At 55.7% G+C, this 23143-nt stretch carries 22 protein-coding genes; 6 read left to right on the forward strand and 16 right to left on the reverse strand.

The annotated features are described in order from the left end of the window. The first annotated feature begins 218 nt into the window (after positions 1-218). From AAHF05_RS13245 to cmoB, 5 genes are read left to right on the forward strand one after another with little or no spacing between them, the layout of a single operon-like run. Positions 219-785, forward strand: coding sequence for a hydrolase (locus AAHF05_RS13245; RefSeq protein WP_129323373.1), 567 nt, complete (start codon positions 219-221; stop codon positions 783-785). Continuing rightward, positions 782-1600, forward strand: coding sequence for a DUF72 domain-containing protein (locus AAHF05_RS13250; protein ID WP_129323372.1), 819 nt, complete (start codon positions 782-784; stop codon positions 1598-1600). Before AAHF05_RS13245 ends, AAHF05_RS13250 begins: the two co-directional genes overlap by 4 nt. Positions 1601-1652: 52 nt before the next feature. Beyond that, positions 1653-2048: an MAPEG family protein gene (locus AAHF05_RS13255; RefSeq protein WP_028018624.1), complete on the forward strand. Its 396-nt coding sequence runs from the start codon at positions 1653-1655 to the stop codon at positions 2046-2048. A 41-nt stretch (positions 2049-2089) separates the two neighbouring features. Continuing rightward, a complete protein-coding gene (cmoA, locus tag AAHF05_RS13260; RefSeq protein ID WP_129323371.1) occupies positions 2090-2833 on the forward strand; it encodes a carboxy-S-adenosyl-L-methionine synthase CmoA in 744 nt (247 codons plus the stop codon). Further along, positions 2830-3801, forward strand: coding sequence for a tRNA 5-methoxyuridine(34)/uridine 5-oxyacetic acid(34) synthase CmoB (gene cmoB / locus AAHF05_RS13265; RefSeq protein WP_028018622.1), 972 nt, complete (start codon positions 2830-2832; stop codon positions 3799-3801). The genes cmoA and cmoB overlap by 4 nt, the downstream gene beginning before the upstream one ends. A gap of 140 nt (positions 3802-3941) precedes the next feature. On the opposite strand, the gene cutC is transcribed toward cmoB, so the two are convergent. After that, a complete protein-coding gene (gene cutC / locus AAHF05_RS13270) occupies positions 3942-4685 on the reverse strand; it encodes a copper homeostasis protein CutC (RefSeq protein WP_049006637.1) in 744 nt (247 codons plus the stop codon). A 78-nt stretch (positions 4686-4763) separates the two neighbouring features. Beyond that, positions 4764-5324 (reverse strand): VOC family protein, encoded by a 561-nt coding sequence (locus AAHF05_RS13275; protein ID WP_129323370.1) that lies wholly within the window; start codon positions 5322-5324, stop codon positions 4764-4766. A gap of 239 nt (positions 5325-5563) precedes the next feature. Between AAHF05_RS13275 and argS the strand changes: the two genes are divergently transcribed. Then, the gene (argS, locus tag AAHF05_RS13280; RefSeq protein ID WP_129323369.1) at positions 5564-7297 is read left to right on the forward strand and encodes an arginine--tRNA ligase; all 1734 of its coding nucleotides are present in this window, start codon (positions 5564-5566) and stop codon (positions 7295-7297) included. Positions 7298-7339: 42 nt separating this feature from the next. Here argS and AAHF05_RS13285 read toward each other — a convergent pair whose 3' ends face one another. The 14 genes from AAHF05_RS13285 to AAHF05_RS13350 all read right to left on the reverse strand — a co-directional run bounded on the left by AAHF05_RS13285 (position 7340) and on the right by AAHF05_RS13350 (position 22767). Continuing rightward, positions 7340-7732, reverse strand: a complete 393-nt coding sequence (locus tag AAHF05_RS13285) for a flagellar protein FlhE (protein ID WP_129323368.1) — start codon at positions 7730-7732, stop codon at positions 7340-7342. Beyond that, positions 7732-9810, reverse strand: coding sequence for a flagellar biosynthesis protein FlhA (flhA, locus tag AAHF05_RS13290; RefSeq protein WP_028018617.1), 2079 nt, complete (start codon positions 9808-9810; stop codon positions 7732-7734). Before flhA ends, AAHF05_RS13285 begins: the two co-directional genes overlap by 1 nt. Then, entirely contained in the window at positions 9803-10951 is a 1149-nt protein-coding gene (flhB, locus tag AAHF05_RS13295) for a flagellar biosynthesis protein FlhB (RefSeq protein WP_028018616.1), read from the reverse strand. The genes flhA and flhB overlap by 8 nt, the downstream gene beginning before the upstream one ends. Positions 10952-11099: 148 nt before the next feature. After that, a complete protein-coding gene (gene cheZ / locus AAHF05_RS13300) occupies positions 11100-11744 on the reverse strand; it encodes a protein phosphatase CheZ (RefSeq protein WP_008500432.1) in 645 nt (214 codons plus the stop codon). A gap of 10 nt (positions 11745-11754) precedes the next feature. Further along, positions 11755-12144 carry a chemotaxis response regulator CheY gene (gene cheY / locus AAHF05_RS13305; protein WP_000763862.1) on the reverse strand — a complete coding sequence of 130 codons (390 nt, stop codon included), beginning with the start codon at positions 12142-12144 and terminating at the stop codon, positions 11755-11757. Positions 12145-12161: 17 nt separating this feature from the next. Further along, positions 12162-13211 (reverse strand): chemotaxis response regulator protein-glutamate methylesterase, encoded by a 1050-nt coding sequence (locus AAHF05_RS13310; protein WP_108089675.1) that lies wholly within the window; start codon positions 13209-13211, stop codon positions 12162-12164. Beyond that, positions 13208-14122 (reverse strand): protein-glutamate O-methyltransferase CheR, encoded by a 915-nt coding sequence (cheR, locus tag AAHF05_RS13315; protein WP_374936340.1) that lies wholly within the window; start codon positions 14120-14122, stop codon positions 13208-13210. The genes AAHF05_RS13310 and cheR overlap by 4 nt, the downstream gene beginning before the upstream one ends. A 19-nt stretch (positions 14123-14141) precedes the next feature. Then, positions 14142-15743: a methyl-accepting chemotaxis protein IV gene (gene tap, locus AAHF05_RS13320; protein WP_129323366.1), complete on the reverse strand. Its 1602-nt coding sequence runs from the start codon at positions 15741-15743 to the stop codon at positions 14142-14144. A gap of 44 nt (positions 15744-15787) precedes the next feature. After that, the gene (gene tar / locus AAHF05_RS13325; RefSeq protein WP_129323365.1) at positions 15788-17455 is read right to left on the reverse strand and encodes a methyl-accepting chemotaxis protein II; all 1668 of its coding nucleotides are present in this window, start codon (positions 17453-17455) and stop codon (positions 15788-15790) included. Positions 17456-17539: 84 nt separating this feature from the next. Next, on the reverse strand, positions 17540-18502 hold the full coding sequence (locus AAHF05_RS13330) for a spore coat U domain-containing protein (RefSeq protein WP_049006620.1): 963 nt from the start codon (positions 18500-18502) through the stop codon (positions 17540-17542). Further along, complete coding sequence (locus AAHF05_RS13335; protein ID WP_028018610.1) at positions 18499-20883, reverse strand: fimbria/pilus outer membrane usher protein; 2385 nt, start codon at positions 20881-20883, stop codon at positions 18499-18501. The genes AAHF05_RS13330 and AAHF05_RS13335 overlap by 4 nt, the downstream gene beginning before the upstream one ends. Further along, the gene (locus tag AAHF05_RS13340; RefSeq protein WP_129323364.1) at positions 20859-21617 is read right to left on the reverse strand and encodes a molecular chaperone; all 759 of its coding nucleotides are present in this window, start codon (positions 21615-21617) and stop codon (positions 20859-20861) included. The genes AAHF05_RS13335 and AAHF05_RS13340 overlap by 25 nt, the downstream gene beginning before the upstream one ends. Positions 21618-21633: 16 nt before the next feature. Continuing rightward, on the reverse strand, positions 21634-22182 hold the full coding sequence (locus tag AAHF05_RS13345; protein ID WP_129323363.1) for a spore coat U domain-containing protein: 549 nt from the start codon (positions 22180-22182) through the stop codon (positions 21634-21636). A 12-nt stretch (positions 22183-22194) separates the two neighbouring features. Then, positions 22195-22767: a spore coat protein U domain-containing protein gene (locus tag AAHF05_RS13350; protein ID WP_028018607.1), complete on the reverse strand. Its 573-nt coding sequence runs from the start codon at positions 22765-22767 to the stop codon at positions 22195-22197. Between the last annotated feature and the right edge of the window lie 376 nt (positions 22768-23143).

The following is a 23143-nucleotide window of genomic DNA, read 5'->3' on the forward strand; positions in this document are numbered from 1 at the left end:
GGCTACTATGTCGCAGCTTTCTGTATGTCACAACTGGATGAAAAAAGGCGGCTATTATACTGGAAATTCCGCCGGACGATAAGAGCGAACCACGGCCTGACGGTCGTTTGCTGCACTCTTATTGCGCATTCTCACAAAAATTAACAAAATTATCCGACCGGTAACAGGCCATCACGTCGTATGGTGTAGCGGAAGTGATTAATTTAACTGGAGTGACTATGTTAACACTCGATACCAGCAAAACCGCGCTTATCGTCATTGATTTACAGGAAGGCATCCTGCCCTTTGCCGGAGGCCCCCACACCGCAAATGATGTGGTCAGCCGCGCCGCTCGCCTGGCGGAAAAATGCCGCACAAGCGGAGCGCCTGTTGTCATGGTGCGCGTCGGCTGGTCCGCCGATTTTGCCGAAGCCTTAAAACAGCCCGTCGATGCGCAGATTGCGGCGCATTCGCTACCGGAAAACTGGTGGACGTATCCGGTCTCACTCGGCAAACGTGACAGTGATATCGAAGTGACTAAACGCCAGTGGGGCGCGTTTTACGGTACCGATCTGGAGCTGCAGCTGCGCCGTCGCGGAATCGACACCATCATTCTTTGTGGCATTTCCACCAACATCGGCGTGGAATCTACCGCCCGCAACGCGTGGGAACTGGGCTTTAACCTTGTGATTGCCGAAGATGCCTGCAGCGCGGCCTCCGCAGAACAGCACCAGGGTAGTATGACTCACATCTTCCCGCGCATTGGCCGTGTGCGCAGCACTGACGAGATCTTAAACGCGTTATGATGTATGTGGGTCTGCCCCAATGGTCGCACCCGAAATGGGTGCGCCTTGGCATCACCAGCCTTGAGGAGTATGCCCGACACTTCAATTGCGTCGAGGGTAACACCACGCTGTATGCACTACCCAAAGCAGAGATTGTTGAACGCTGGCGTGAGCAAACAACCGATGATTTCCGCTTCTGCTTTAAGTTTCCGGCAACCATCTCCCATAACGCGGCCCTGCGTCACTGCGATGATTTGACCGCCGAGTTCTTGAACAGAATGTCGCCTCTGGCAAACCGCATAGGTCAGTACTGGCTGCAGCTTCCCGCCGTCTTTGGCCCACGCGATCTGCCCGCGCTTTGGCAGTTTCTGGATACACTACCCCGGGAATTTACCTATGGCGTAGAAGTCAGGCATCCTGCATTTTTTGCCAAAGGTGAAGAAGAGAAAGCGCTCAATCGCGGTCTGCTTGAGCGCTCTGTCAACCGTGTGATCCTCGACAGCCGTCCGGTGCATAGCGCCATTCCGCATAGCGAAGCCATCATTGATGCGCAACGCAAAAAGCCCAAAGTGCCTGTTCATGCCATCGTGACGGCTCATCACCCTATGGTCAGGTTTATCGGCAGCGATAACATGAAGCAAAATCAGGAGATGTTCGCCGTCTGGCTGCAAAAATTAGCGACGTGGGAACAGACCACCACGCCATATCTCTTCCTGCACACCCCGGATATCGCGCAGGCACCTGAACTGGTCGATGCTCTCTGGCAGGCCTTGCAGGCTGCGGTACCGTCCGTGGGCAGCGCCCCCGTCATCCCACAACAATCTTCTCTTTTCTGATATCACCCCCTATCATAGTAAAGTGCCATCTGCCAAAAAACAGGGAGTTTGTATGGTCAGCGCGCTGTATGCGGTATTAGGTGCATTGCTACTGATTAAATTTTCATTTGATGTTGTGCGCCTCAGAATGCAGTACCGCGTCTCTTACGGTGACGGCGGATTTTCCGAGCTACAAAGCGCTATCCGCGTTCACGGCAATGCGGTCGAATACATCCCGGTGGCGTTAATTTTGCTGCTGTTTATGGAGATGAATGGCGCAGAAACCTGGATGGTGCACATCTGTGGCCTGCTTCTGCTTGCCGGCCGACTAATGCATTATTACGGTTTTCACCACCGCCTGTTTCGCTGGCGTCGTTCCGGCATGAGTGCGACGTGGTGTTCACTTTTGCTGATGGTGCTGGCTAACCTTTGGTATATGCCGTGGGAGTTGGTTTTCTCCTTCCATTAGCGCACAATACGCCACTTTATTTTTCCCGGATTTTTTACGTTATGTCAGATCGCGACACGCTTTTTTCCGCGCCTATCGCCAGCCTGGGCGACTGGACCTTCGATGAACGGGTAGCCGAAGTCTTCCCGGATATGATCCAGCGCTCTGTTCCCGGTTATTCCAATATTGTCTCTATGATCGGCATGCTGGCTGAGCGCTTCGTTCAACCCGGCACAAAGGTCTATGACCTGGGCTGTTCGCTTGGCGCGGCAACGCTGTCGGTACGTCGTAACGTTCACCACGAAGGCTGCCGGATCATTGCCGTGGATAATTCCCCGGCAATGGTTGAACGCTGCCGTCGCCATATTGATGCTTACAAAGCCCCTACCCCGGTGGACGTCGTAGAAGGTGATATCCGTGAGATTGAGATCAATAACGCGTCGATGGTGGTGCTGAATTTTACCCTGCAGTTCCTGGTGCCTGAAGACCGTCAGCGACTGCTGGACAAAATTTATAAAGGGCTGAACCCTGGCGGTGCGCTGGTCCTTTCCGAAAAATTCAGCTTTGAAGACGCCGAGGTTGGCGAACTGCTGTTCAATATGCACCACGATTTCAAACGTGCGAACGGTTACAGCGAGCTGGAGATCAGTCAGAAGCGCAGCATGCTCGAAAACGTGATGCTCACGGACTCCGTGGAGACCCATAAAGCGCGTCTGCGTCAGGCAGGATTTGAGCATAGCGAACTGTGGTTCCAGTGTTTCAACTTTGGCTCCCTGGTGGCACTGAAAGCGGGGGTTCCTGCATGATTGAGTTCGGCAACTTCTATCAGCTGATTGCGAAAAACCACCTTTCCCACTGGCTGGAAACCCTGCCGGCGCAGATTGCCACCTGGCAGCGCGATCAGCAGCACGGCCTGTTAAAGCAGTGGTCAAATGCAGTGGAGTTTCTGCCTGAACTGACACCTCACCGTCTGGATCTGCTGCATAGCGTGACCGCAGAAAGCGCAGAGCCTCTTTCCGCCGGGCAGACTAACCGCATCGAAACGTTGATGCGAAACCTGATGCCATGGCGCAAAGGACCGTTTTCACTTTACGGTGTGAACATCAATACCGAATGGCGCTCAGACTGGAAATGGGATCGCGTTTTGCCGCATCTGTCCGATCTGACCGGACGTACCATTCTGGATGTCGGCTGCGGCAGCGGTTACCACATGTGGCGCATGATTGGCGCAGGTGCGCATCTGGCAGTGGGCATTGATCCGATGCAGCTGTTCCTGTGCCAGTTTGAGGCAGTGCGTAAATTGCTGGGTAACGACCAGCGCGCACACCTGCTGCCGCTGGGTATTGAGCAACTGCCAGCCCTTAAAGCCTTTGATACCGTGTTTTCCATGGGCGTGCTGTACCACCGCCGTTCCCCGCTGGAGCATCTATGGCAGCTTAAAGATCAGCTGGTTAGCGGTGGCGAACTGGTGCTGGAAACGCTGGTTATCGAAGGTGATGAGAATGCGGTTCTGGTGCCGGGTGACCGTTACGCGCAAATGCGAAATGTCTACTTCATCCCTTCCGCGCTGGCACTGAAAAACTGGCTTGAGAAGTGCGGGTTTGTGGATGTACGCATTGCAGATGTCTGCGTGACGTCAATCGAAGAACAGCGCCGCACCGACTGGATGATTACCGAATCGCTGGAGCAATTCCTTGACCCGGCCGATCACAGCAAAACCGTTGAAGGCTATCCTGCACCGATGCGTGCGGTGTTGATTGCCACGAAGCCGTAGCCTTTTAGCCGGGTGGTGACCAACGCAGCTGCGGCTTGAAATATGAAGGATAAAAAAAGGCCCCTGTTGAAATTGCAGGGGCCTGGTACAAGCAAGCATCATATTGGGCGACATGATGCGCGGTAAAAATCGGTACGTTGCTACACGTGATGACGCTCAATCAGCGACTTCATTTCCGCAACCGACTCTCCCTCTACACCGTAGCGTGAATACTCATCCGCTTCAGCATCTGTCGACATTGACAACCCTGTATTGCGATAACGCATGGGAGACGGCATCCACTTGCCTGCCGAGCTGTGAAGCTCCTCTACCCCGGCGTTTAAAAACCGTTCCAGATTGCTGGCACGGACACCCGCACCCGCCATTATTATTGGAACACCAGAATGGGCTTTTAGTTCCGTAATTAATTGCAGACCTTTTTCCGCAGAGGACTGCTGCCCCGATGTCAGAATGCGTGCCACGCCCAGTTCAGCAAGCGAATCAAATGCTTGCAGGGGGTCTTTGCACATATCAAATGCGCGATGGAAAGTCACTGCCATCCCTTTCGCGGCATCCATGACCTGGCGCATACGTGGCATATCGACCTGACCGTCTTCATCAAGCAACCCGATAACCAACCCGGGAAATCCCAGTTCACGAACCAGAGTGATATCTTCAAGCATGGCACTGAACTCGCCCGACGTGTAACAAAAATCACCGCCGCGAGGACGAATAATCGGGTGAACGGGAATGGTGACGGCCTGACGGGCAGACTTCAACATGCCGTAGGATGGCGTCAGCCCACCCTCTTTGGGTGCCGCGCACAGTTCGATGCGATCAGCACCGTGTTTTTGCGCAGTCACGGCACACTCCACGCTGTAACAACAAATCTCCAGCAGTGCCATTTAATCCTCCTGAAATCCCACTAAACAAATCATCATGACACGCCGCCCGTTTTTAGTCCCGGCGTTAACTCACAACTCTCACGCTTCACTGGCAACAATCTGCTCAATGGTCCACGGGTGAAACTTCACGGTGACCTGTCCGTCCGTGACGGCCAGCGTCGGGTTAGGTAAACGCTCGCGTTCGCCTTTGGGTGAACTCGTTTTGACAAAAATCCCCGGCTTGCTTAAGCCTTCATCAGATAACAAGGCCAGTGCGCGCGCGTTCAGTGTTTCTGGCTCACCCGGCAGAACAATTTCGATATGCTCCCAGCCTTCGTGCGGATAACGTTTTTCCCCCGGCCACGGCAGTTCGACAACGGTGAATTGCCAGTGCGCTACCTTCACGGGTTCATGCAGTTTAAACAGGCATATTGGGCGACCGTTAATGATGTTCTCAGAGAGCAGCTCACCGCACTGTTCAAAACCTCGACGCCAGCGCTCGGCGGTCGCATTTTGATGACAGCGCAAAGAGATGTGATCCGCTTCAAGCGGTGCGATATCCAGACCAAGGCGGGTGGCAAGTTCTGTGAACGCCTGGGTGAAGCGCGGTAAATCTGCGGAAATATCATGCAGTTCGTCAATGAAATGCCAGTTCGCCATAAGTCAGTCTCTTTTCATGTCGCAAAGCCGCTAATTTACTCTGTTGCCCAGTTTTGACCAACCGCAGAATACGGCTTTTTATGACTGCATGATTATGCACGCCTTCTTAGCCTGGATTCTGAACAATCTTCGGCCCGCGCAATGCTGACGCCAGAGGGCATTTGCAGTATACTCCCGCCCTAAATTCTATAACTGGCGCGGGTGGTTGTGAGCCCGCATCAAAAAAGTAAGGTATCCAGGTGAATATTCAGGCTCTTCTCTCCGAAAAAGTCAGTCAGGCACTGATTGCCGCAGGTGCACCTGCGGATTGCGAACCGCAGGTTCGTCAGTCAGCAAAAGTACAGTTTGGCGACTATCAGGCTAATGGCGTGATGGCAGTGGCTAAAAAACTGGGCATGCCGCCGCGACAACTCGCTGAGCAGGTACTGACGCATCTGGATCTCACCGGTATCGCCAGCAAAACCGAAATCGCCGGTCCGGGCTTTATCAACATCTTCCTGGAACCTGCTTTCCTGGCAAGCCACGTTGACGCGGCGCTGAAATCTGACCGTCTGGGTGTCTCCCAGCCGGAAGCGCAGACCATTGTGATCGACTACTCTGCCCCGAACGTGGCGAAAGAGATGCACGTGGGTCACCTGCGCTCCACCATCATTGGTGATGCTGCCGTACGTACCCTCGAATTCCTCGGTCACAAGGTGATCCGCGCAAACCACGTGGGCGATTGGGGTACTCAATTCGGTATGCTGATTGCTTACCTGGAAAAACAGCAGCAGGAAAACGCGGGTGAAATGGCGCTGGCCGATCTCGAAGGGTTCTACCGCGAAGCCAAAAAACACTACGACGAAGACGAAGCTTTTGCCGAGCGCGCGCGCAGCTACGTGGTTAAACTGCAGGGCGGCGATCAATACTTCCTTGAGATGTGGCGCAAGCTGGTTGACATTACGATGTCTCAGAACCAACTCACCTATAACCGTCTGAACGTCACCCTCACCCGTGACGATGTGATGGGTGAAAGTCTCTATAACCCAATGCTGCCGGGCATTGTGGCTGACCTGAAGGCCAAAAATCTGGCAGTTGAGAGCGAAGGCGCAACGGTCGTGTTCCTTGATGAGTATAAAAACAAGGAAGGTGAACCGATGGGCGTGATCATCCAGAAAAAGGATGGCGGCTATCTCTACACCACTACCGATATCGCCTGTGCAAAATACCGTTACGAAACGCTGCATGCCGATCGCGTGCTGTACTACATCGACTCCCGTCAGCACCAGCACCTGATGCAGGCGTGGACCATCGTGCGTAAAGCCGGTTACGTGCCGGATTGCGTTCCGCTGGAACACCATATGTTCGGCATGATGCTCGGTAAAGACGGCAAGCCGTTCAAAACCCGTGCGGGCGGTACCGTGAAGCTGTCCGACCTGCTGGACGAAGCGCTGGAACGCGCCCGTCGCCTGGTGGCGGAGAAGAACCCGGATATGCCTGCCGATGAACTGGAAAAACTGGCGAATGCCGTGGGTATCGGTGCGGTTAAATACGCGGATCTTTCCAAGAACCGTACCACCGACTATATCTTCGACTGGGATAACATGCTGGCGTTTGAAGGCAACACCGCGCCGTACATGCAGTATGCCTACACCCGTGTGCTCTCTGTATTCCGTAAAGCCAATATCGACGAAAGCGTACTGGCGAATGCTGCCGTGACCATCACTGAAGATCGCGAAGCGCAGCTGGCAGCGCGTCTGCTGCAGTTTGAAGAGACACTGACGGTTGTGGCGCGAGACGGAACACCGCACGTGATGTGTGCTTACCTGTACGATTTGGCAGGCCTGTTCTCCGGCTTCTACGAGCACTGCCCTATCCTGTCTGCGGAAAGTGACGCGGTACGTAACAGCCGCCTGAAGCTGGCGCAGCTCACGGCGAAGACCCTGAAGCTGGGTCTGGATACCCTGGGTATCGAAACCGTAGAACGCATGTAATACAAAAAACCCGGCAAGCGCCGGGTTTCTTTTTTCACACCGTTAACGATAGTTAACGATGACAGCGTTACTCTGAACTTTCAGCGCCGGGATCAAACGCCCTCCACCCGGCACTTCCCAGATAAAACGCAAAGGTTCGATGGCCGGCACGCCATTAAATGCCTGTGTGGTGCCGTTCTCTCCGTCAATTTCCGTGCAGCGAGTCTGAGAGCAGAGACGTACCCGCAACCCTGCTGGCGTTGGGCCAATCAGCCTATAGTTCCACACCACAAGCCCCATCTGGCCGGAAACCGGCTCAGAGGGCGATAACGGGTTTGATGACATGGCAACCCCGCGATTGCTGAGGGTCACGCCCATGCTGCTCGCCTGCCAGGTCCCTTCCCCGGCAGCCTGCGCCACCAGCGGGAAGAATAAGAACCATAACCACTTACGCATTATTTTCCTCCAATCGTCGCGGTCATGCGGATATGACGGTTATCCGACAGCTCCATATTTGACAGCACGACCAGTTGGTTCAGGCTACGACGCAGGAAGCGCGACAGCAGCGGACGCAGCGCATGGTTAACCAGCAGCACTGGCGGCGCCCCCAGCATCTCCTGACGTGCCAGCGCCTCCTGCGTTTGCGCCAGCAGGCGGTCCGCCAGACCCGGTTCCAGCCCGCCGCCACCCTGCAAGGCTTGCAGCAGCAGACGTTCAAGCGGCGTATCGAGACCAATAACCTGCACTTCTCCGGTTCCAGGGAACCACTGCTGGGTAATCGCGCGCCCCAGCGCCACGCGCACCACCGCGGTGAGCTCATGCGGATCGTTTTGTAACGGCGCATGTTCGGCAAGGGTTTCCAGAATGGTACGCATATCGCGGATCGGTACTTTCTCGTCGAGCAGGTTTTGCAACACTTTGTGCAGGGTAGTCAACGTCAGCACGCCCGGCACCAGATCTTCCGTCAGCTTCGGCATCTCCTGCGTGACGCGGTCAAGGAGCTGCTGCGCTTCCTGACGCCCAAACAGCTCTGCCGAGAATTGGCCAATCAGGTGATTAAGATGGGTTGCCACCACGGTACTGGCTTCGACTACCGTATACCCCTGAATTTGCGCCTGCTCTTTTAGCGCACTTTCAATCCAGATCGCGGCCAGACCAAATGCCGGATCGATGGTTTGCTCGCCTGGCAATGTGCCTGCGGCGGTGCCGGGGTTAATCGCCAGCCAGCGTCCCGGATAGGCATCGCCGCTGCCGATTTCAACGCCTTTCATCAGGATGCGATAGCGCGCGGGCGGCAGGTCCATATTGTCGCGGATGTGTACCACCGGAGGCAGGAAGCCCATGTCCTGGGCGAATTTTTTACGGATACTGCGGATGCGGCCAAGCAGTTCGCCATCCTGCTGGAAATCGACCATCGGGATCAGGCGATACCCAACTTCCATACCCAGCGAATCTTCCAGCTGAACGTCGTTCCAGGTCGCTTCGACAGCCTGGGTGTTCTCCGGCATTTTAACCGCAACAGGCTCGGCTGCCGGTTGGGTTTCACGCCCTCGCATCCACCAGGCAAGACCCAGCAGTGCCGCAGTGAACAGCAGGAACACGAGGTTTGGCATACCTGGGACCAGACCGAGTAACCCCAGTACCGCAGCGGCCAATAGCATGACGCGCGGGTTACTGAAGAGCTGGCCGACCATCTGCTCGCCAACGTCCTGATCGGTACTCACGCGGGTCACAATCACGCCCGCCGCCGTAGAGATAACCAGCGCCGGGATCTGCGCGACCAGACCGTCACCGATGGTCAGCAGCGTATAACTTTCTGCCGCGTGGCCCATGTCCATGCCATGTTGCAGAACACCGACCAGCAGGCCCCCCACCACGTTGATCACCATGATCAGAATGCCCGCGATGGCGTCACCGCGCACAAACTTACTCGCACCGTCCATGGAGCCGTAGAAGTCCGCTTCCTGCGTCACTTCCGCACGGCGTTTTTTCGCTTCATCTTCCGCGATAAGACCGGCGTTCAGGTCGGCGTCGATCGCCATCTGCTTGCCTGGCATCCCGTCCAGCACAAAGCGCGCGCCCACTTCCGCGATACGCCCTGCACCCTTGGTGATAACCATAAAGTTGATGATTACGAGGATCACAAACACCACGATACCGATGGCGAAATTACCGCCTACCAGGAAGTGGCCGAAGGCCTCAACCACTTTACCCGCCGCAGCCGCACCCGTATGACCTTCCATCAGAATGATACGCGTGGAGGCCACGTTCAGCGCCAGTCGCAGCAAGGTGGTAAACAGCAGAATGGTCGGGAACGCCGCGAACTCAAGGGTACGCTGGGTGAACATCGCCACCAGCAGCACCATGATGGACAACGCAATGTTGAATGTGAAAAGCAAATCGAGGATGAATGCCGGGAGCGGCAGTACCATCATCGACAGAATTAGCAGGATGAGAATCGGCCCGGCAAGGATCTGCCATTGGGTCGATTTCAGGTTGCCGGGCAGGCGCAACATTGCCACCAGATTAGCCATCAGTGTCCTTCTCGTTCAAAAAATCCAGCGCTTCAGGCACCGGAAGGTTCTCAGGTTTCACAGGTCGTTGTCCGCCAGCCAGACGCCAGCGCTTCAACTGCCATACCCAGGCCAACACTTCCGCCACGGCGGCGTAGAGTTGTCCGGGGATCTGTTGTCCAATTTCCGCATGGCGGTATAAGGCACGCGCCAGCGGAGGGGCTTCCAGGATAGGTACACGGTGTTCAGTACCAATCTCACGAATGCGAAGTGCTATCAGACCCGCCCCTTTCGCCACCACTTTCGGCGCGCTCATTTTGTTTTCGTCATAGCGCAGCGCAACGGAATAGTGTGTCGGGTTGGTGACGATTACGTCAGCTTTTGGCACGTCTTCCATCATGCGTCGACGGGCAGCGGCGCGCTGCATCTGGCGGATACGCCCTTTGACATGCGGGTCACCTTCCATCTGTTTGTATTCGTCACGGATATCCTGGCGTGACATGCGCAGTTTCTTGAAGTGGGTATAAAGCTGGAAGATCACGTCAAAACCCACCATCGGAATAATGCTGAGCACCACCAGCAGCGCACAGAGCCCGACCAGGTTCAGCGCATTGCTCATTGCGGTGAGGGGGGATTCACTGATAAGACGCATCATTTCCGGCCAGTGGTACCAGAGGTAAAACCCCGCTGAACTCCCCATCAGCACCGATTTGAGAATGGCTTTGAGCAACTCCGCCCCGGTCTGCGCAGAGAACATTTTCGCAATGCCCGGCAGCGGGTTCAGTTTGGAAAATTTCGGCTGCAGCGATTTGGCACTAAAGACCAGACCACCCAGCATCACCGGCGAAACCAGCGCGACCAGCACAACCCCTGTAATCAGCGGCAGCAGTGCAACCATCGCCCCTTTTATTAGCTGGATAATCTGGCTGAGGATCAGATTCGGGTCATTGACCATGCTGTGGTCAAAACGTAAGCCAGTAGACAACATTCCCGCCAGCTTGCGGGCGAGCGACTCCCCACCCCACCAGATAATGCACACCCCTACGATAAGGATCAGCAGGGAAGTCAGTTCTCGGGATCGGGGTATCTGCCCTTCCTCACGCGCCTTTTCTAGTCGGTGGGGTGTGGGGGCTTCCGTTTTGTCGTCGTTCTCTTCTGCCACAGTGCATGCCCAACCTATTAAGTCACGGGTATCATGCCAGTGCAGCGAAAATCCAATGGCGGGAAAAGCCCGTTTATTCGGGCTCTTTTCAGTGATTTTGTCGTAAACCGCCTCAGACGGTGTTAACCCTCTGAGGCGGAATGGACAATCAGAAGCCGAGGCTGTCGAGCAGATCGTCCACCTGGTCCTGGCTTGCTACCACGCCCGCTTTGCTGGCGTCGAGCTGTGGACCATTGAGCAGGCTTTCGTTCTCGCGTTTTGGGCGGGCTGCAGGCTCTGGAATATTCTCCAGCAGCACCATCAGCAACTGACGTTCAATCTCCTGGATAACATCCATCATGCGCTTGATAACCTGACCGGTCAGGTCCTGGAAATCCTGCGCCATCATGATGTCCAGCAGTTGTGCGTTGGTGAAGCTGGTATGGCCAGGAACATCCCCCAGGAACTGACGGGTATCGGTAACCAGTTCACGGGCGTCCGCCAGTTCGATCGGATTCTCAAACCACTCATCCCAGCGTTTTGTCAGCGCTTTCGCGCCCTTTTCCATCGCGTCCTGGTGCGGTTGTGACGCTTCAACGCTGTTCAGCGCACGTTCAGCCGCCTGAGCAGTCATCTGCACGACATAGTCCAGGCGATCGCGCGCATCAGGAATGGCTTCCGCCGCTTCGGCAATCGCCTGATCCAGCCCCAGTTCACGCAGGCTGTCACGCAGCATGCGCGTCAGGCTGCCGATGCGTACGATGATATCGCTCGGCGAGTGTTCTTCAACGGGTTTCATAGCAGGTTGCATCATAACCAACACCTCACATGCCGAGTTTCTCGAAGATCTTGCCGAGCTTCTCTTCCAGGGTCGCAGCAGTGAATGGCTTCACCACGTAGCCGCTTGCGCCCGCCTGTGCAGCGGCAATGATGTTCTCTTTTTTCGCTTCTGCAGTGACCATCAGAACCGGCAGAGACGCCATGCCCGCATCTGCACGAATGGTTTTCAGCAGTTCCAGACCATCCATGTTTGGCATGTTCCAGTCGGAGATAACAAAACCAAACCCACCCGCCTGCAGCTTGTTCAGCGCATCAACGCCATCTTCTGCTTCTTCAACGTTGTTGAAGCCCAGCTCCTTCAGCAGGTTGCGTACAATGCGACGCATGGTGGAAAAGTCATCCACAACCAAAAACTTAAGCTCTTTATCCGCCATCTAATTCTACTCCTGAGTCAAATACGTATTGCCTGTCCGGCACTGATTTTCGCCAACATCTGCTGGCTTACCTGGCTAAGATCGACCACTTCGCTCACGCCACCCATATTGATGGCCTCGCGCGGCATGCCGAACACCACACAACTTGCTTCATTCTGCGCAATCGTCCAGGCGCCAGCCTGGTGCATTGCAAGCATTCCGGCGGCACCATCGTTGCCCATCCCCGTCAGGATCACCCCAACGGCGTTGCGCCCCGCATGTTTCGCCACCGAATGAAACAGCACATCCACCGACGGACGGTGCCGGTTGACCGGCGGCCCGTCATGAATTTTGATTTGATAGTTAGCGCCGCTGCGCGCCAGCTCCATATGTTTGTCACCCGGCGCAATATACGCATGCCCCGGGAGCACGCGTTCGCCGTCTTCCGCCTCTTTCACGCTGATCTGACACAGCTTGTTCAGACGTTCAGCGAACGAGCGGGTAAAGCCAGGCGGCATATGCTGAGTGATCAGAATACCCGGACTTGAAAGCGGCAATGGCTGGAGTACATGACGAATTGCCTCTGTTCCCCCGGTTGACGCCCCAATCACCAGCAGTTTTTCCGAGCTGAGTAATGGACCCGCCTTCAACGTTGTCGGTGCAACCATCGGTTTGTGAGCGGCGAGTTTCGCTCGCGATGCGGTACGGATCTTCTCAGCGATCATCTCGCTGTAGGCCAGCATTCCTTCACGAATGCCGAGCTGCGGTTTGGTGACAAAATCCACCGCCCCTAACTCCAGCGCGCGCAGCGTGATTTCCGATCCTTTTCCCGTCAGGGAGGAGACCATCACCACCGGCATCGGGCGCAGTCGCATTAATTTTTCCAGGAAATCTATGCCATCCATGCGCGGCATCTCGACATCCAGCGTTAGCACATCGGGGTTATATTTTTTAATTAAATCCCGCGCTACCAGCGGATCCGGCGCTGTTGCCACCATCTCCATGTCGCTGTGGCTATTGATGATTTCAGTCATGATCTGGCGCATCAGCGCCGAATCATCGACAGACAATACCCTGATTTTACTCATGCTTTTTCCTTACTCAGCGCATATACCGTTTGCCCACGCAGGCTAAACTCACGCACGAGGTTGCTGAAGTTTTCCGAGTGCCCACGCAGGCTAAACTCACGCACGAGGTTGCTGAAGTTTTCCGAGTGCCCGGCAAACAGTAAACCGTCAGGCTTGAGCAACGGAACAAACCGACGCAGAATGTCCTGTTGCGTCGTTTTATCAAAATAGATCATGACGTTACGGCAAAAAATAGCGTCAAAAGGTCCCGGCACGTTGTACTGCTTATCCAGCAGGTTAACGGGCGCAAATTCGACGCAGTTCGCCAGTTCCTGGCGTACGCGTACCAGGCCTTCATGTGGACCGGTTCCACGCATGAAATAACGCTGCAGCTGTTGCGGTGACAGCGTTTTCAACTCATCCTGGCGATAAACACCGTTACGCGCCTTCTCCAGTACCTCGGTGTCGATATCGCTGGCGTAGACTTTCCAGCGTCCGGGTGCCATGCCCAGGGTATCGGCAAGGGTGATTGCCAGCGAGTAAGGCTCTTCACCCGTCGAGGCTGCCGCGCTCCAGACGCGATACTCCCCGGTGCGGCGACGCGCGTGCTCTGCCAGGACCGGGAAGTGGTGCGCTTCACGGAAAAACGCCGTCAGGTTCGTGGTTAATGAGTTAATAAAAGCCTGCCTCTCGGCGCTGTTCTGGTTCGCTTCGAGCATGCTCAGATAGCGACCAAAGTCATCCAGCCCCAGCGTACGCAAGCGCCGCACCAGACGGTTGTAAACCATGTCTCGCTTATGATCCGCAAGCACGATCCCCGCACGCTGGTAGATTAACTGACATATCCGACGGAAATGCGCGTCGGACAGCGCGAGGCGCTGTGTCATCTGCAACAATAATGACGTTTGCCCGGAGGGCATTGGTGATGTCATAGCGCCTTCTTAATTACATTCAGGATACAACTGGCACGGCCTGCGACCGCCCGACTTCTGTTACTGCTTCAACGTGCTCTTTCACATTAAATACCGCGACCAGTCCGGTGAGATGATCCGCCTGGCTGGCCAGCTGATCGGTTGCCGCTGCCGCTTCCTCAACTAACGAGGCGTTCTGTTGCGTGACCTGATCCATCTGACTGACTGCCTGAGCAACCTGCTCAATCCCGCGACGCTGTTCGTCCGACGCCGAGGCAATTTCGCCCATGATGTCGTTCACCCGCGTGACAGAGGTGACGATCTCGTGCATGGTTTGTGCCGCCGTATCGACCAGCGTAGAGCCCTGCTGGACGCGTGAAACCGACTCTTCTATCAGCACCTTAATCTCTTTCGCCGCGTTGGCACTTCGGCTTGCCAGGTTACGCACTTCACCCGCCACCACCGCAAAACCACGACCCTGTTCACCGGCGCGCGCCGCTTCGACAGCGGCATTGAGCGCCAGAATGTTGGTCTGGAACGCGATACCGTCGATCACGCTGATGATGTCACCAATTTTCTGCGAACTGGTGGCAATCTCCTGCATGGTGCTCGCAACATGAGACGCCTGATCCCCACCCTTTTTCGCCGTCATTGCTGCCTGTTTCGACAGGTCAGACGCCTGACGCGCGTTATCGGCGTTCTGACTTACCGTCGCAGTCAGTTGCTCCATACTGGCTGCCGTCTGCGCCAGCGAGGCCGCCTGCTGCTCGGTACGGGACGAGAGATCGTTATTACCTGCCGCAATCTCTGAAATCCCGGTGTGCATGGCATAACTGCCCTGACGCACATCGGATACCGTTTCCCGCAGCGATCCCTGCATCGCCTTCAGGCTGGCAAAGATCGCCGAAATTTCGTTCTTGCCATAAACCGCCACCGGACGCGCCAGATTCCCCTTCGCAATACTGTCGAAGTGGCTGCTGATAATCGCCAGCGGCTGCACAATCATTTTGCGAGACCAGATCAGTGCCCCGCCGGTCAGAAGCGCCGCCAAAATCACCACCACGGCAAAAATCACGCCGGACATGTGGTAGCTCATTTTGCTGTCTTCCTCTGCACGTTGAACAAACTGGTTAATATCCTGCTGCCACGCGTTAAAGCTGCCATCAAACGCCGCCTGAGACGCCTGAACCGGTGCGGTCATAAAATCTGACAGCTGGTTGTTCTCAAGCCAGGTTGCCTGGTGGTCCAGATCGCTGTACCACTGTTCAAAGTTCTTTTTCATGGCAGCCTTTAGCGTTTTCTCTTTCTCGCTAACGGCTTCCTGCGCCGTAAAGGCTTTAAACTGCCCGTCTGCCTGTTTCAGACTGTCACGCGCGGTCGCCATCAGCGCTTTGATGTCATCCGGCGGATAACTTAGCGCGGTTAAGGTTCCCGCCTTGTTCAGCGCAGTGCTTGCCTGCAACAGCACGGCACGTGTTTGTGCCAGTGCGGAGCGCTGCTGATTACTCGCCTCAACTTCCTGCAAATTCTGATAGCCATCGCGAAACGCCCAAAAAGACAACCCGTTACTGCCAACCTGCAACACACCGCAAAGGATCAGAATCAAAAACAGTGTGGTCGAGATACGAATACGATTTAACATCCACGCTCCCATCAAGCGGCAAGCAGCCGCGGTTTAATTGTCAGTCAAAATGTTTCCCAGTTTTCATCTTGTCCGGTCGTCGCAGCACGGGTACGGGTTGCCGCTGATTCTGCAGCGGGCACACGATAGGTGGCTTGCGGGGTGACCGTGTTTCCAGCGAGTGAAGCGAGACGAAACGCCGAGACGGCCATCTTCAGACGGCTCGCCTGGTCTTCCAGGGCAGCGGCCGCCGCAGCGGACTCCTGCACCAGCGCGGCGTTTTGTTGTGTCACGCGATCCATTTCCGATACCGCCAGAGCAACCTGGTCGATACCACGACTCTGCTCGTCAGATGCAGAGGCGATTTCACCCATGATGTCCGTTACGCGAGTAACAGCATTCACGATGTCATTCATGGTTTCCCCGGCACTTTCTACCAGCACGGAGCCGGTATCCACGCGGGAAACGGAATCTTCAATCAACGCTTTGATCTCTTTCGCCGCGTTGGCACTGCGACTGGCGAGGTTACGTACTTCACCCGCGACCACGGCAAACCCACGCCCCTGCTCGCCCGCACGTGCCGCTTCCACGGCGGCGTTCAGCGCAAGGATGTTGGTCTGGAAAGCAATGCCATCGATGACGCTAATGATGTCGGCGATTTTCTTCGAGCTGTCGGCAATTTCGTGCATGGTTTTCACCACGCCATCCACCACGCGACCACCACGTTGCGCCGTCTCAGAGGCACTTTCAGCCAGTTGAGAGGCCTGACGGGCGTTATCGGCGTTCTGCTTCACGGTCGCAGTAAGTTGTTCCATGCTGGCGGCCGTCTCTTCCAGGGCGGATGCCTGCTCTTCAGTACGGGAAGAGAGATCGTTATTACCCAGCGCAATTTCGCTGGTGCCGGTATAGATGGCCTCTGATCCATTACGTACGTTGGCGACAGTCTCGATCAACGAACGCTGCATATGGTCGACGCTGTTGGCCAGTTCGGTTATCTCATTGCGCCCGGTTACGGTCAGCGTTTTGGTCAGGTCACCACCGGCAATTTCACGGATATGACCAATGACGCGACCAAGAGGATTAAGCAGGATATGGCGAATGCCATACCATACCGCGACCAGCACAATGACCAGCGCCAGCGCCATCACGGCCATCTGCCATTTCGCAAAGCGATAGTCATTCTGGCTTTCGGTAAAGGCCGAGTGATACAGATCGCTACTGACCTTCGCATATTCCCCCAGCGCCGCGCCGAGTGCGTTTTGCATCCCTTGCGTTGGCTGTGCGAAATAGGCGTCCATGTTGCCGCTTTCCAGGAACTGAATCAGCTCCGTCAGACCGGCATTGTAGGCGTTGTATTTTTCGTCAATATTCTGGCTCACCTGCTCCATAGCAGGCTGCGGGGTGATCTTTTTGAAGGCGTCGTAATGTTTTGCGGCGTCAGCGAGAGTAGCACGGGCATTTTTCAACAGATCGGTTTTCGCGCTGCTCTGCTGATTATTCGGATCCATCATCATGCGCGCGGACGAGCGGCTCAGATTGATACGCGTTTGCAGCATCAGATCCCACGTCGACGTGAGTTCACTCTGCTGCAGGCGGAGATCGTTCGAGGCCGCGAAACTGTCCTGGTTCTGTTTTAATGACGAGAAAAAAAGCCCGCCGGAGATGAGCTGAAGAAGTGCGAAAATGACCAGCACCATCATGAGCATTGTGACAACGCGGATACGGTTCAACATACAACACCTTCTCATAGATTTATTAACGGTGTTATCGGCACTGCCCACAGGAACTTTACATTTGAGAAAGGGAAAAGCGCGGGGTTAAAACGCCACGTCGACAATCAGCGTATCGGTGTAGGTTCCGGCGGGGGGCGTGGCCTGATTGGTCAGGACTTTCGCGGTGTAGTTGTAGGTGCGCAGTAAACCATCAGTACTGACCTGCGACGATACCGCGCTGGACCAGCGCTCGCTGCCGCTTCCCCCCCAGCGGTTACTGGTGGCTTCTTTATAGATGTCGTAGCTCATAAAGTTGCTACCATTCACCATACGCCGCACGTTGTTCAGCGCGTTGGCACCGTTATTGATGCCGATGGTATACGAACTTCCTTTGGTACAGGTGACGGCAATCGCCTGTGAGACGGTGGGGAAACTTTGTACCAGCGGCGCGCTGTTGAAGCTCACGTCCGGCGTGGTCATCGCGCTGCAGTCATTGGTGACGGTCATATCTAACAGGATGGTGGTTGTCGAGGTTCCCGTCTGATTGATTGTGCAAATGCCGAGCGCGCCCACGGAGCACACGCTGTAGTTAATGCTGAAGGTTAACTGCACCTGATATGGCCCGGCAGTGACGTTTTGCCCGGCGACGGTGCGAAAATAGAGCGGAATGTTGTACTGCTTTGACCCCAGCAGCCCCAGCAAGGTATTCCCACTCCAGGTATACGATTTACTTATCTGTACCTCGCTGCTGCTTGCGCACCCCGATAGACCGCACAATCGCGTGGGGATCACGTCCGTAATGGTCGCATTATCCGTCCGTTTCATGGTGGCCCGACTGCTGCCCGAGACCGATGCCGAGCTATAGGTCAGCGTCACGGAGTCGCTGGTCAACAGATTCAGTATGGCATCGCACGCCACCACCAGCGTGCCCGTGGTTTCGACCTCTCCGCTTCCGCTGAGTGCGAACGAGGTAACGCTACCAAACGACGCATTGACCGTGCTGATGTTACACGCCGCCCAGCCGCTGCCAGAGAACAGCAGCAACATCAACAGCAGCAAGCGTTTCACTGTCCCTCCCGACAAACCAGAGGACCGTAGGTTTGCAGTTTGTGTTGCGGATTGGCACTCACCGTCAGCGTGACCGAGCAGTGCTTTCCGTCAGGGGTGATAACGTCGAGCGGGTTCACATCACTGAGATTTTCCAGCCAGGCGATACCGTCATACCCTACCACCGCATTACTACGCGATGCGCGTCGGACCTGGCTTCCCACCGGAATAGCCTGTCCCTGCGCATCATGCAGAATAACGCTCGCCACCCGCTCCTGTTCCATCGGGAAATCGACCAGGTAGCCGCTATGGCGGCGGATCGCAATCCGGCGTTCGGTCTCTTTCAGCCGGGTATCCGCAGGCAAATTCAGCGTATCAATCCGGTAACTGGCCGGATAATACGCCGACACCCCGCTCACCAGCAGATAACCGTTGTTATTGGTTTTACCGACGGGCTGGTTCTCGTAGCTGACCGGGACATCCGGGTGACCATCGGTACTGATGACCACAAAGGCATCGTTGATCTTGTTGGCCGCAAACAGCTCGCCGTCCATCAGAACAATCGCCCCCATCGCCTCGCCCCACCAGGTCATGTTGTCCTTTTCACCATAACCGCCTCCCTGTAGCTCAATGTTGTTATTGCGCCAGCCCAGCGTTCCCTGCTGATAGTCACTGGCTTTCGACTGGTTAGCCCATGCCATGTTCCAGCTAAACCCGCCGTCGGAAGGCATCGAGTGGTTATAGTTGATGCGCTGCGTGCTGCCCGCATCCGGGGTGTTTTCGAAAGTGACGGCGGCGCTGTCACGCGCCCCCAGCGGCACCTGCAGCGACAGCGCCACCGTCCAGTCTCCCCGCTGCTGATCCCGGCTTGCCGCCAGATAAATACTGCTCGCACCCCACAGATTACGGCTCCAGGAGAGATTCAGCAGCTCGGTTTTTTGACTGTCGAAGCTCTCTACGCCGATCCAGGCTGCGCCAATATTGCCGTACTGCCCCAGATTAAAGGTGAGAGAATACTGATCCGTATTGCGACTAAAACTGGCGATGGGTTTGTCATTTTCGTCATAGACCGTCGGCTGGTCGTAGAGAGCCAGATTGCCAAAGCCGCGATCGCGCCGCGTGTGCTGGGTTGCCACGCTAAACTCGCTGGTGCTGTACTGGTAACCCCAGTTGATTTGCCCGCCTGCATCACCGCGCATGCGGCTTTGCGAGTAAGAGGTATTCACCACGCCAAACTGTCCGAGTTTAACCACAGTGCCAGCTCCCCCTAACGCCAGCTCTTGTGCCCCTTCCGCATGCCCCTCCAGCGTGAGCCAGTCCGTCAAACCATAGCGATATGAACCGCTGCCTGCCGCAGGGCCGTAGTCAAAATTCCTGATGCCATAATTACGCCGCAGGCTTCCGAGCGTCACGGCCCCGTCGCTCAGGCCTTGTTTTAACAAATCACTGGTGACATAAAACGGTAGCGTGGTACTTACCTGACGACCCAATGCATCGGTGGTGACCAGCACCGCATCCCCAGCACCGTTGATATAGGGCAGATTAGTCAGCGTAAATGGCCCCGGCTGGAGCTGAGTTGAGCCGGACCGATAGCCATTAATAAAGAGATCAACCGAGGTGGGTACCGCGGCTTCTCCCGAAAATTCGGGTAGCGGCCATGTGACCAGGTCCGGACGCAGGGAGAAATCCCGTCCGTAACTTATCCCGCCCATACGTACGCTGGTACTCCAGCTCAGGGCGTCGCTGATCACATCCCCGGCACTCCAGGAAATCGCCTCATCCTCATTGGTGAACAGCAGAGTGGTGTCATAGCGGACATATCCTTCCTGCTGACCATTATTCCCGGTGAAATTTTCCCGGGCGTAGCCGGTAGAGGAAAACGAGCCGTTCTCGTTAAAGTAGCGGAATTCGTGCCAGAGCGACGCCTGACCACCAAGATGTTCCGTGTGGTTGGTGTAGAGATCATAATTCAGCAATGCCCCGCGTCCGAAGTGCGGTTTGCTCTGCGCCGTTTGTGTGCTGAACGGCGTCACGCGGGTCGTGACCCAGTCGCGGGGAACGGTCAGCAATAACCGTTGCGCAGCGCTGTCATACTCCACCCTAACCTGAGAAAGCGAAGAGAGATTAACGTCCCCGGTTGGTACATGCTCAGGGGGAAGCCCTGCGCGTAACAAATCTGCGCTGGAGATATAGAAAGCGCCTTTACGTTGCGTCACAGGCACCACCAGACCGGTATCGTAGTGGTTCAGCACGAGGGCGAGCTGGAAGACCGCCTCATCATTGATCGCCTGAGCCTGGGGGGGCGGCGGTAAACTGTCGTCGCCGGTTTCAGCCCAGGAAGTGGTACTGACGCAAAGCAGTATCATCATCGCCGGTTTCAGTTGACGGGCGTCGACTGCCATTGTGCGTCCCTGGCATTAATTTGCGCACTCATCCGGTCTGGCTGGCGAACCCCGGCGGGTATTGGCCAACTGCGGGTGCTGCCGGGGAGAACGTAACCCAGTAGTCCATCCGCTATCGTGTGTTTCCGACCTCCCTGCTCCAGCGCCACCTGGCTCAGCCTGACATGGACATCACCCCGATTTCTGACCTCCAGCGCAGGCTGCCCCTCCGCGCGCGTCACCCGCCAGCTCAGGTTTTGGGTTTCCGCCAGCGCGTGATGCGCGCCTTCTTTGATGGTCGGGATCCCCTGTCCATACACAAACAAAGGGATGGAGTAACGCATCTGCAATTTGAGGCCGATGGCAGGTTCGGCTTTGGTATCAGGCTGAGGGATTTCATCTACGATAATGCGGTAAGCCTGTTCGACACCAGCGGGAACGGAAGCCTGTTTGATAAGGCGAATAAGCTGCTTGCTGCCAGTACCAATCGTGACGATGGGCGGGCTGGCGACCACATCCTGCTGCGAGGTATAACGCTCGTGTCCGTCCTCCTGCTTCCAGCGCACGATGCGGACCTGCATCGTCGTGGCGCTGTTTCCCTGATTCTGGATCCACAGTTCCGTGGCGTTGGCGTCTGCAGCAAGCCACGGATCGATCGGCCAGAGCAGAATAGTCGCCGCCGCCTGCACCTGGCCGGTTACCGCAGCCATACCCAACGCACCCGCCAGACATACTGGTCTGAAAAATGGCTTCATCAACACTCTCCCTTTATTACCATGACAAGGTCACGGTGAGCTGATCGGAATAGGTTCCTGCCGGGCTAAATCCGGTCAGTAGCGCCACGCCAAAAAGCGGCAGCGCGATGTTATTGCTGTTGGTATACGTCACCGGTATCGCCTGGTTTACGCCAATTTCGCTGTTCGCGGCCAGCGAGCTGCTGCTGTAGAGCCGGTACGGCACCAGTTCTGTTCCACCGGACCGCTTCATCCGACGCACGGATGAATAATTTTGACCGCCATTAATGCTCATGCTCAGCGCCACGCCCGGCGTACAGGCGATAGACAACGCCCCGTTTGGCACAAAGCTGGTGCTGACCGGCGCGCTCTCGACGCCGTTATGGGTGCCAAAATCCAGCGTACCGAGAAGCCCTCCGCTACTGGCGGCCACCGCACATCCCGGTACTATCGTCGCGCTGACCTTAAAGGACTGTGATGTCACCGCGTCCGCAGAGGGCATCACGAGCAATCCGACAATCAGCGCGAAAAAAGGCTGCACGCGTCCCTCTGCGCGTTTGCGCAGACCTGTGAGAGTTGCCTTCATGGCGGTTCGGGACTAATAGGTGACGCTGACGTTAATCGTGTCGGTGTAGGTTCCCGGGACGACCGTCACGCTGTTACCACCGCCGGTAATACGCCCGTAGAGGGTGTAGCTATCCACGCCTCCGGCCGTAGAGGCGATCGGCAACGCGGCGTTATTGGCAATCACGGTGTTAAACCCGCTGTCGCTGTACAGGCTATAAGCCACGCCCTGTGCCGCGTTGGCTGTATTAACCAGATAGCGTTCAGGCGTACCCGGCGAACCGACAACGGAGCCGGGCGCGGTGGAGTGGGTATTACCGGTGATCGCGACCGTATAGCTTGCGGTCGTACATTGAATGGTGAAGGTGTTTCCGCCGCTGGCGCCGCTCAGCTGCGTCGTAAGAGTGGAAAAGGTAGCCGGATGGGTACCGAAATCGAGCGTACCGAAGTTAATGCCACTTTGCGCGGGCGATCCGTTTATCAAACAACCGTTTGTCAGCGTCAGCGTCGCGCCGATGGTGCCGCTGCTGGTAACGGCCAGCGCCTGATGGGCCGTTGTTGCAGTCAGTAAGCTGCCTGCGCAGATCAAAAGGAGTTTTCTTTTCATTTACCACCCTCCAGAAGACGTCTCCGTTCCCTTGCCGCATTTTATTTTTGTCGTTCAAGATGTTAGCCCCGCTTAAGGTTCCTTTGAGGGGGTTATTGAGAATTTAGTTTATGGATATCGCTTCTACCACCTGCCCCATGACGCATAAGCCGAATGTCTTATTGACGATGTATTTCTATAAATAACAGTCAGTTGAACTCTAAAAAGCAGAGATTTTATTTTATCCACAGAGAATATATCCGCAATAATGTGATATCGATCACAATATATCGTCAGTGAATTAACAACAAAATTAATAAAACTTAAAAAGGAGTTGTATCCCCCTACACTTTGCGTCAATTTATGTGCCGAATAATTTCCCGCGTCGTAATAAAAA

Origin of the sequence: Enterobacter adelaidei (genome assembly GCF_041937165.1) — a bacterium.
GTDB lineage: Bacteria > Pseudomonadota > Gammaproteobacteria > Enterobacterales > Enterobacteriaceae > Enterobacter > Enterobacter adelaidei.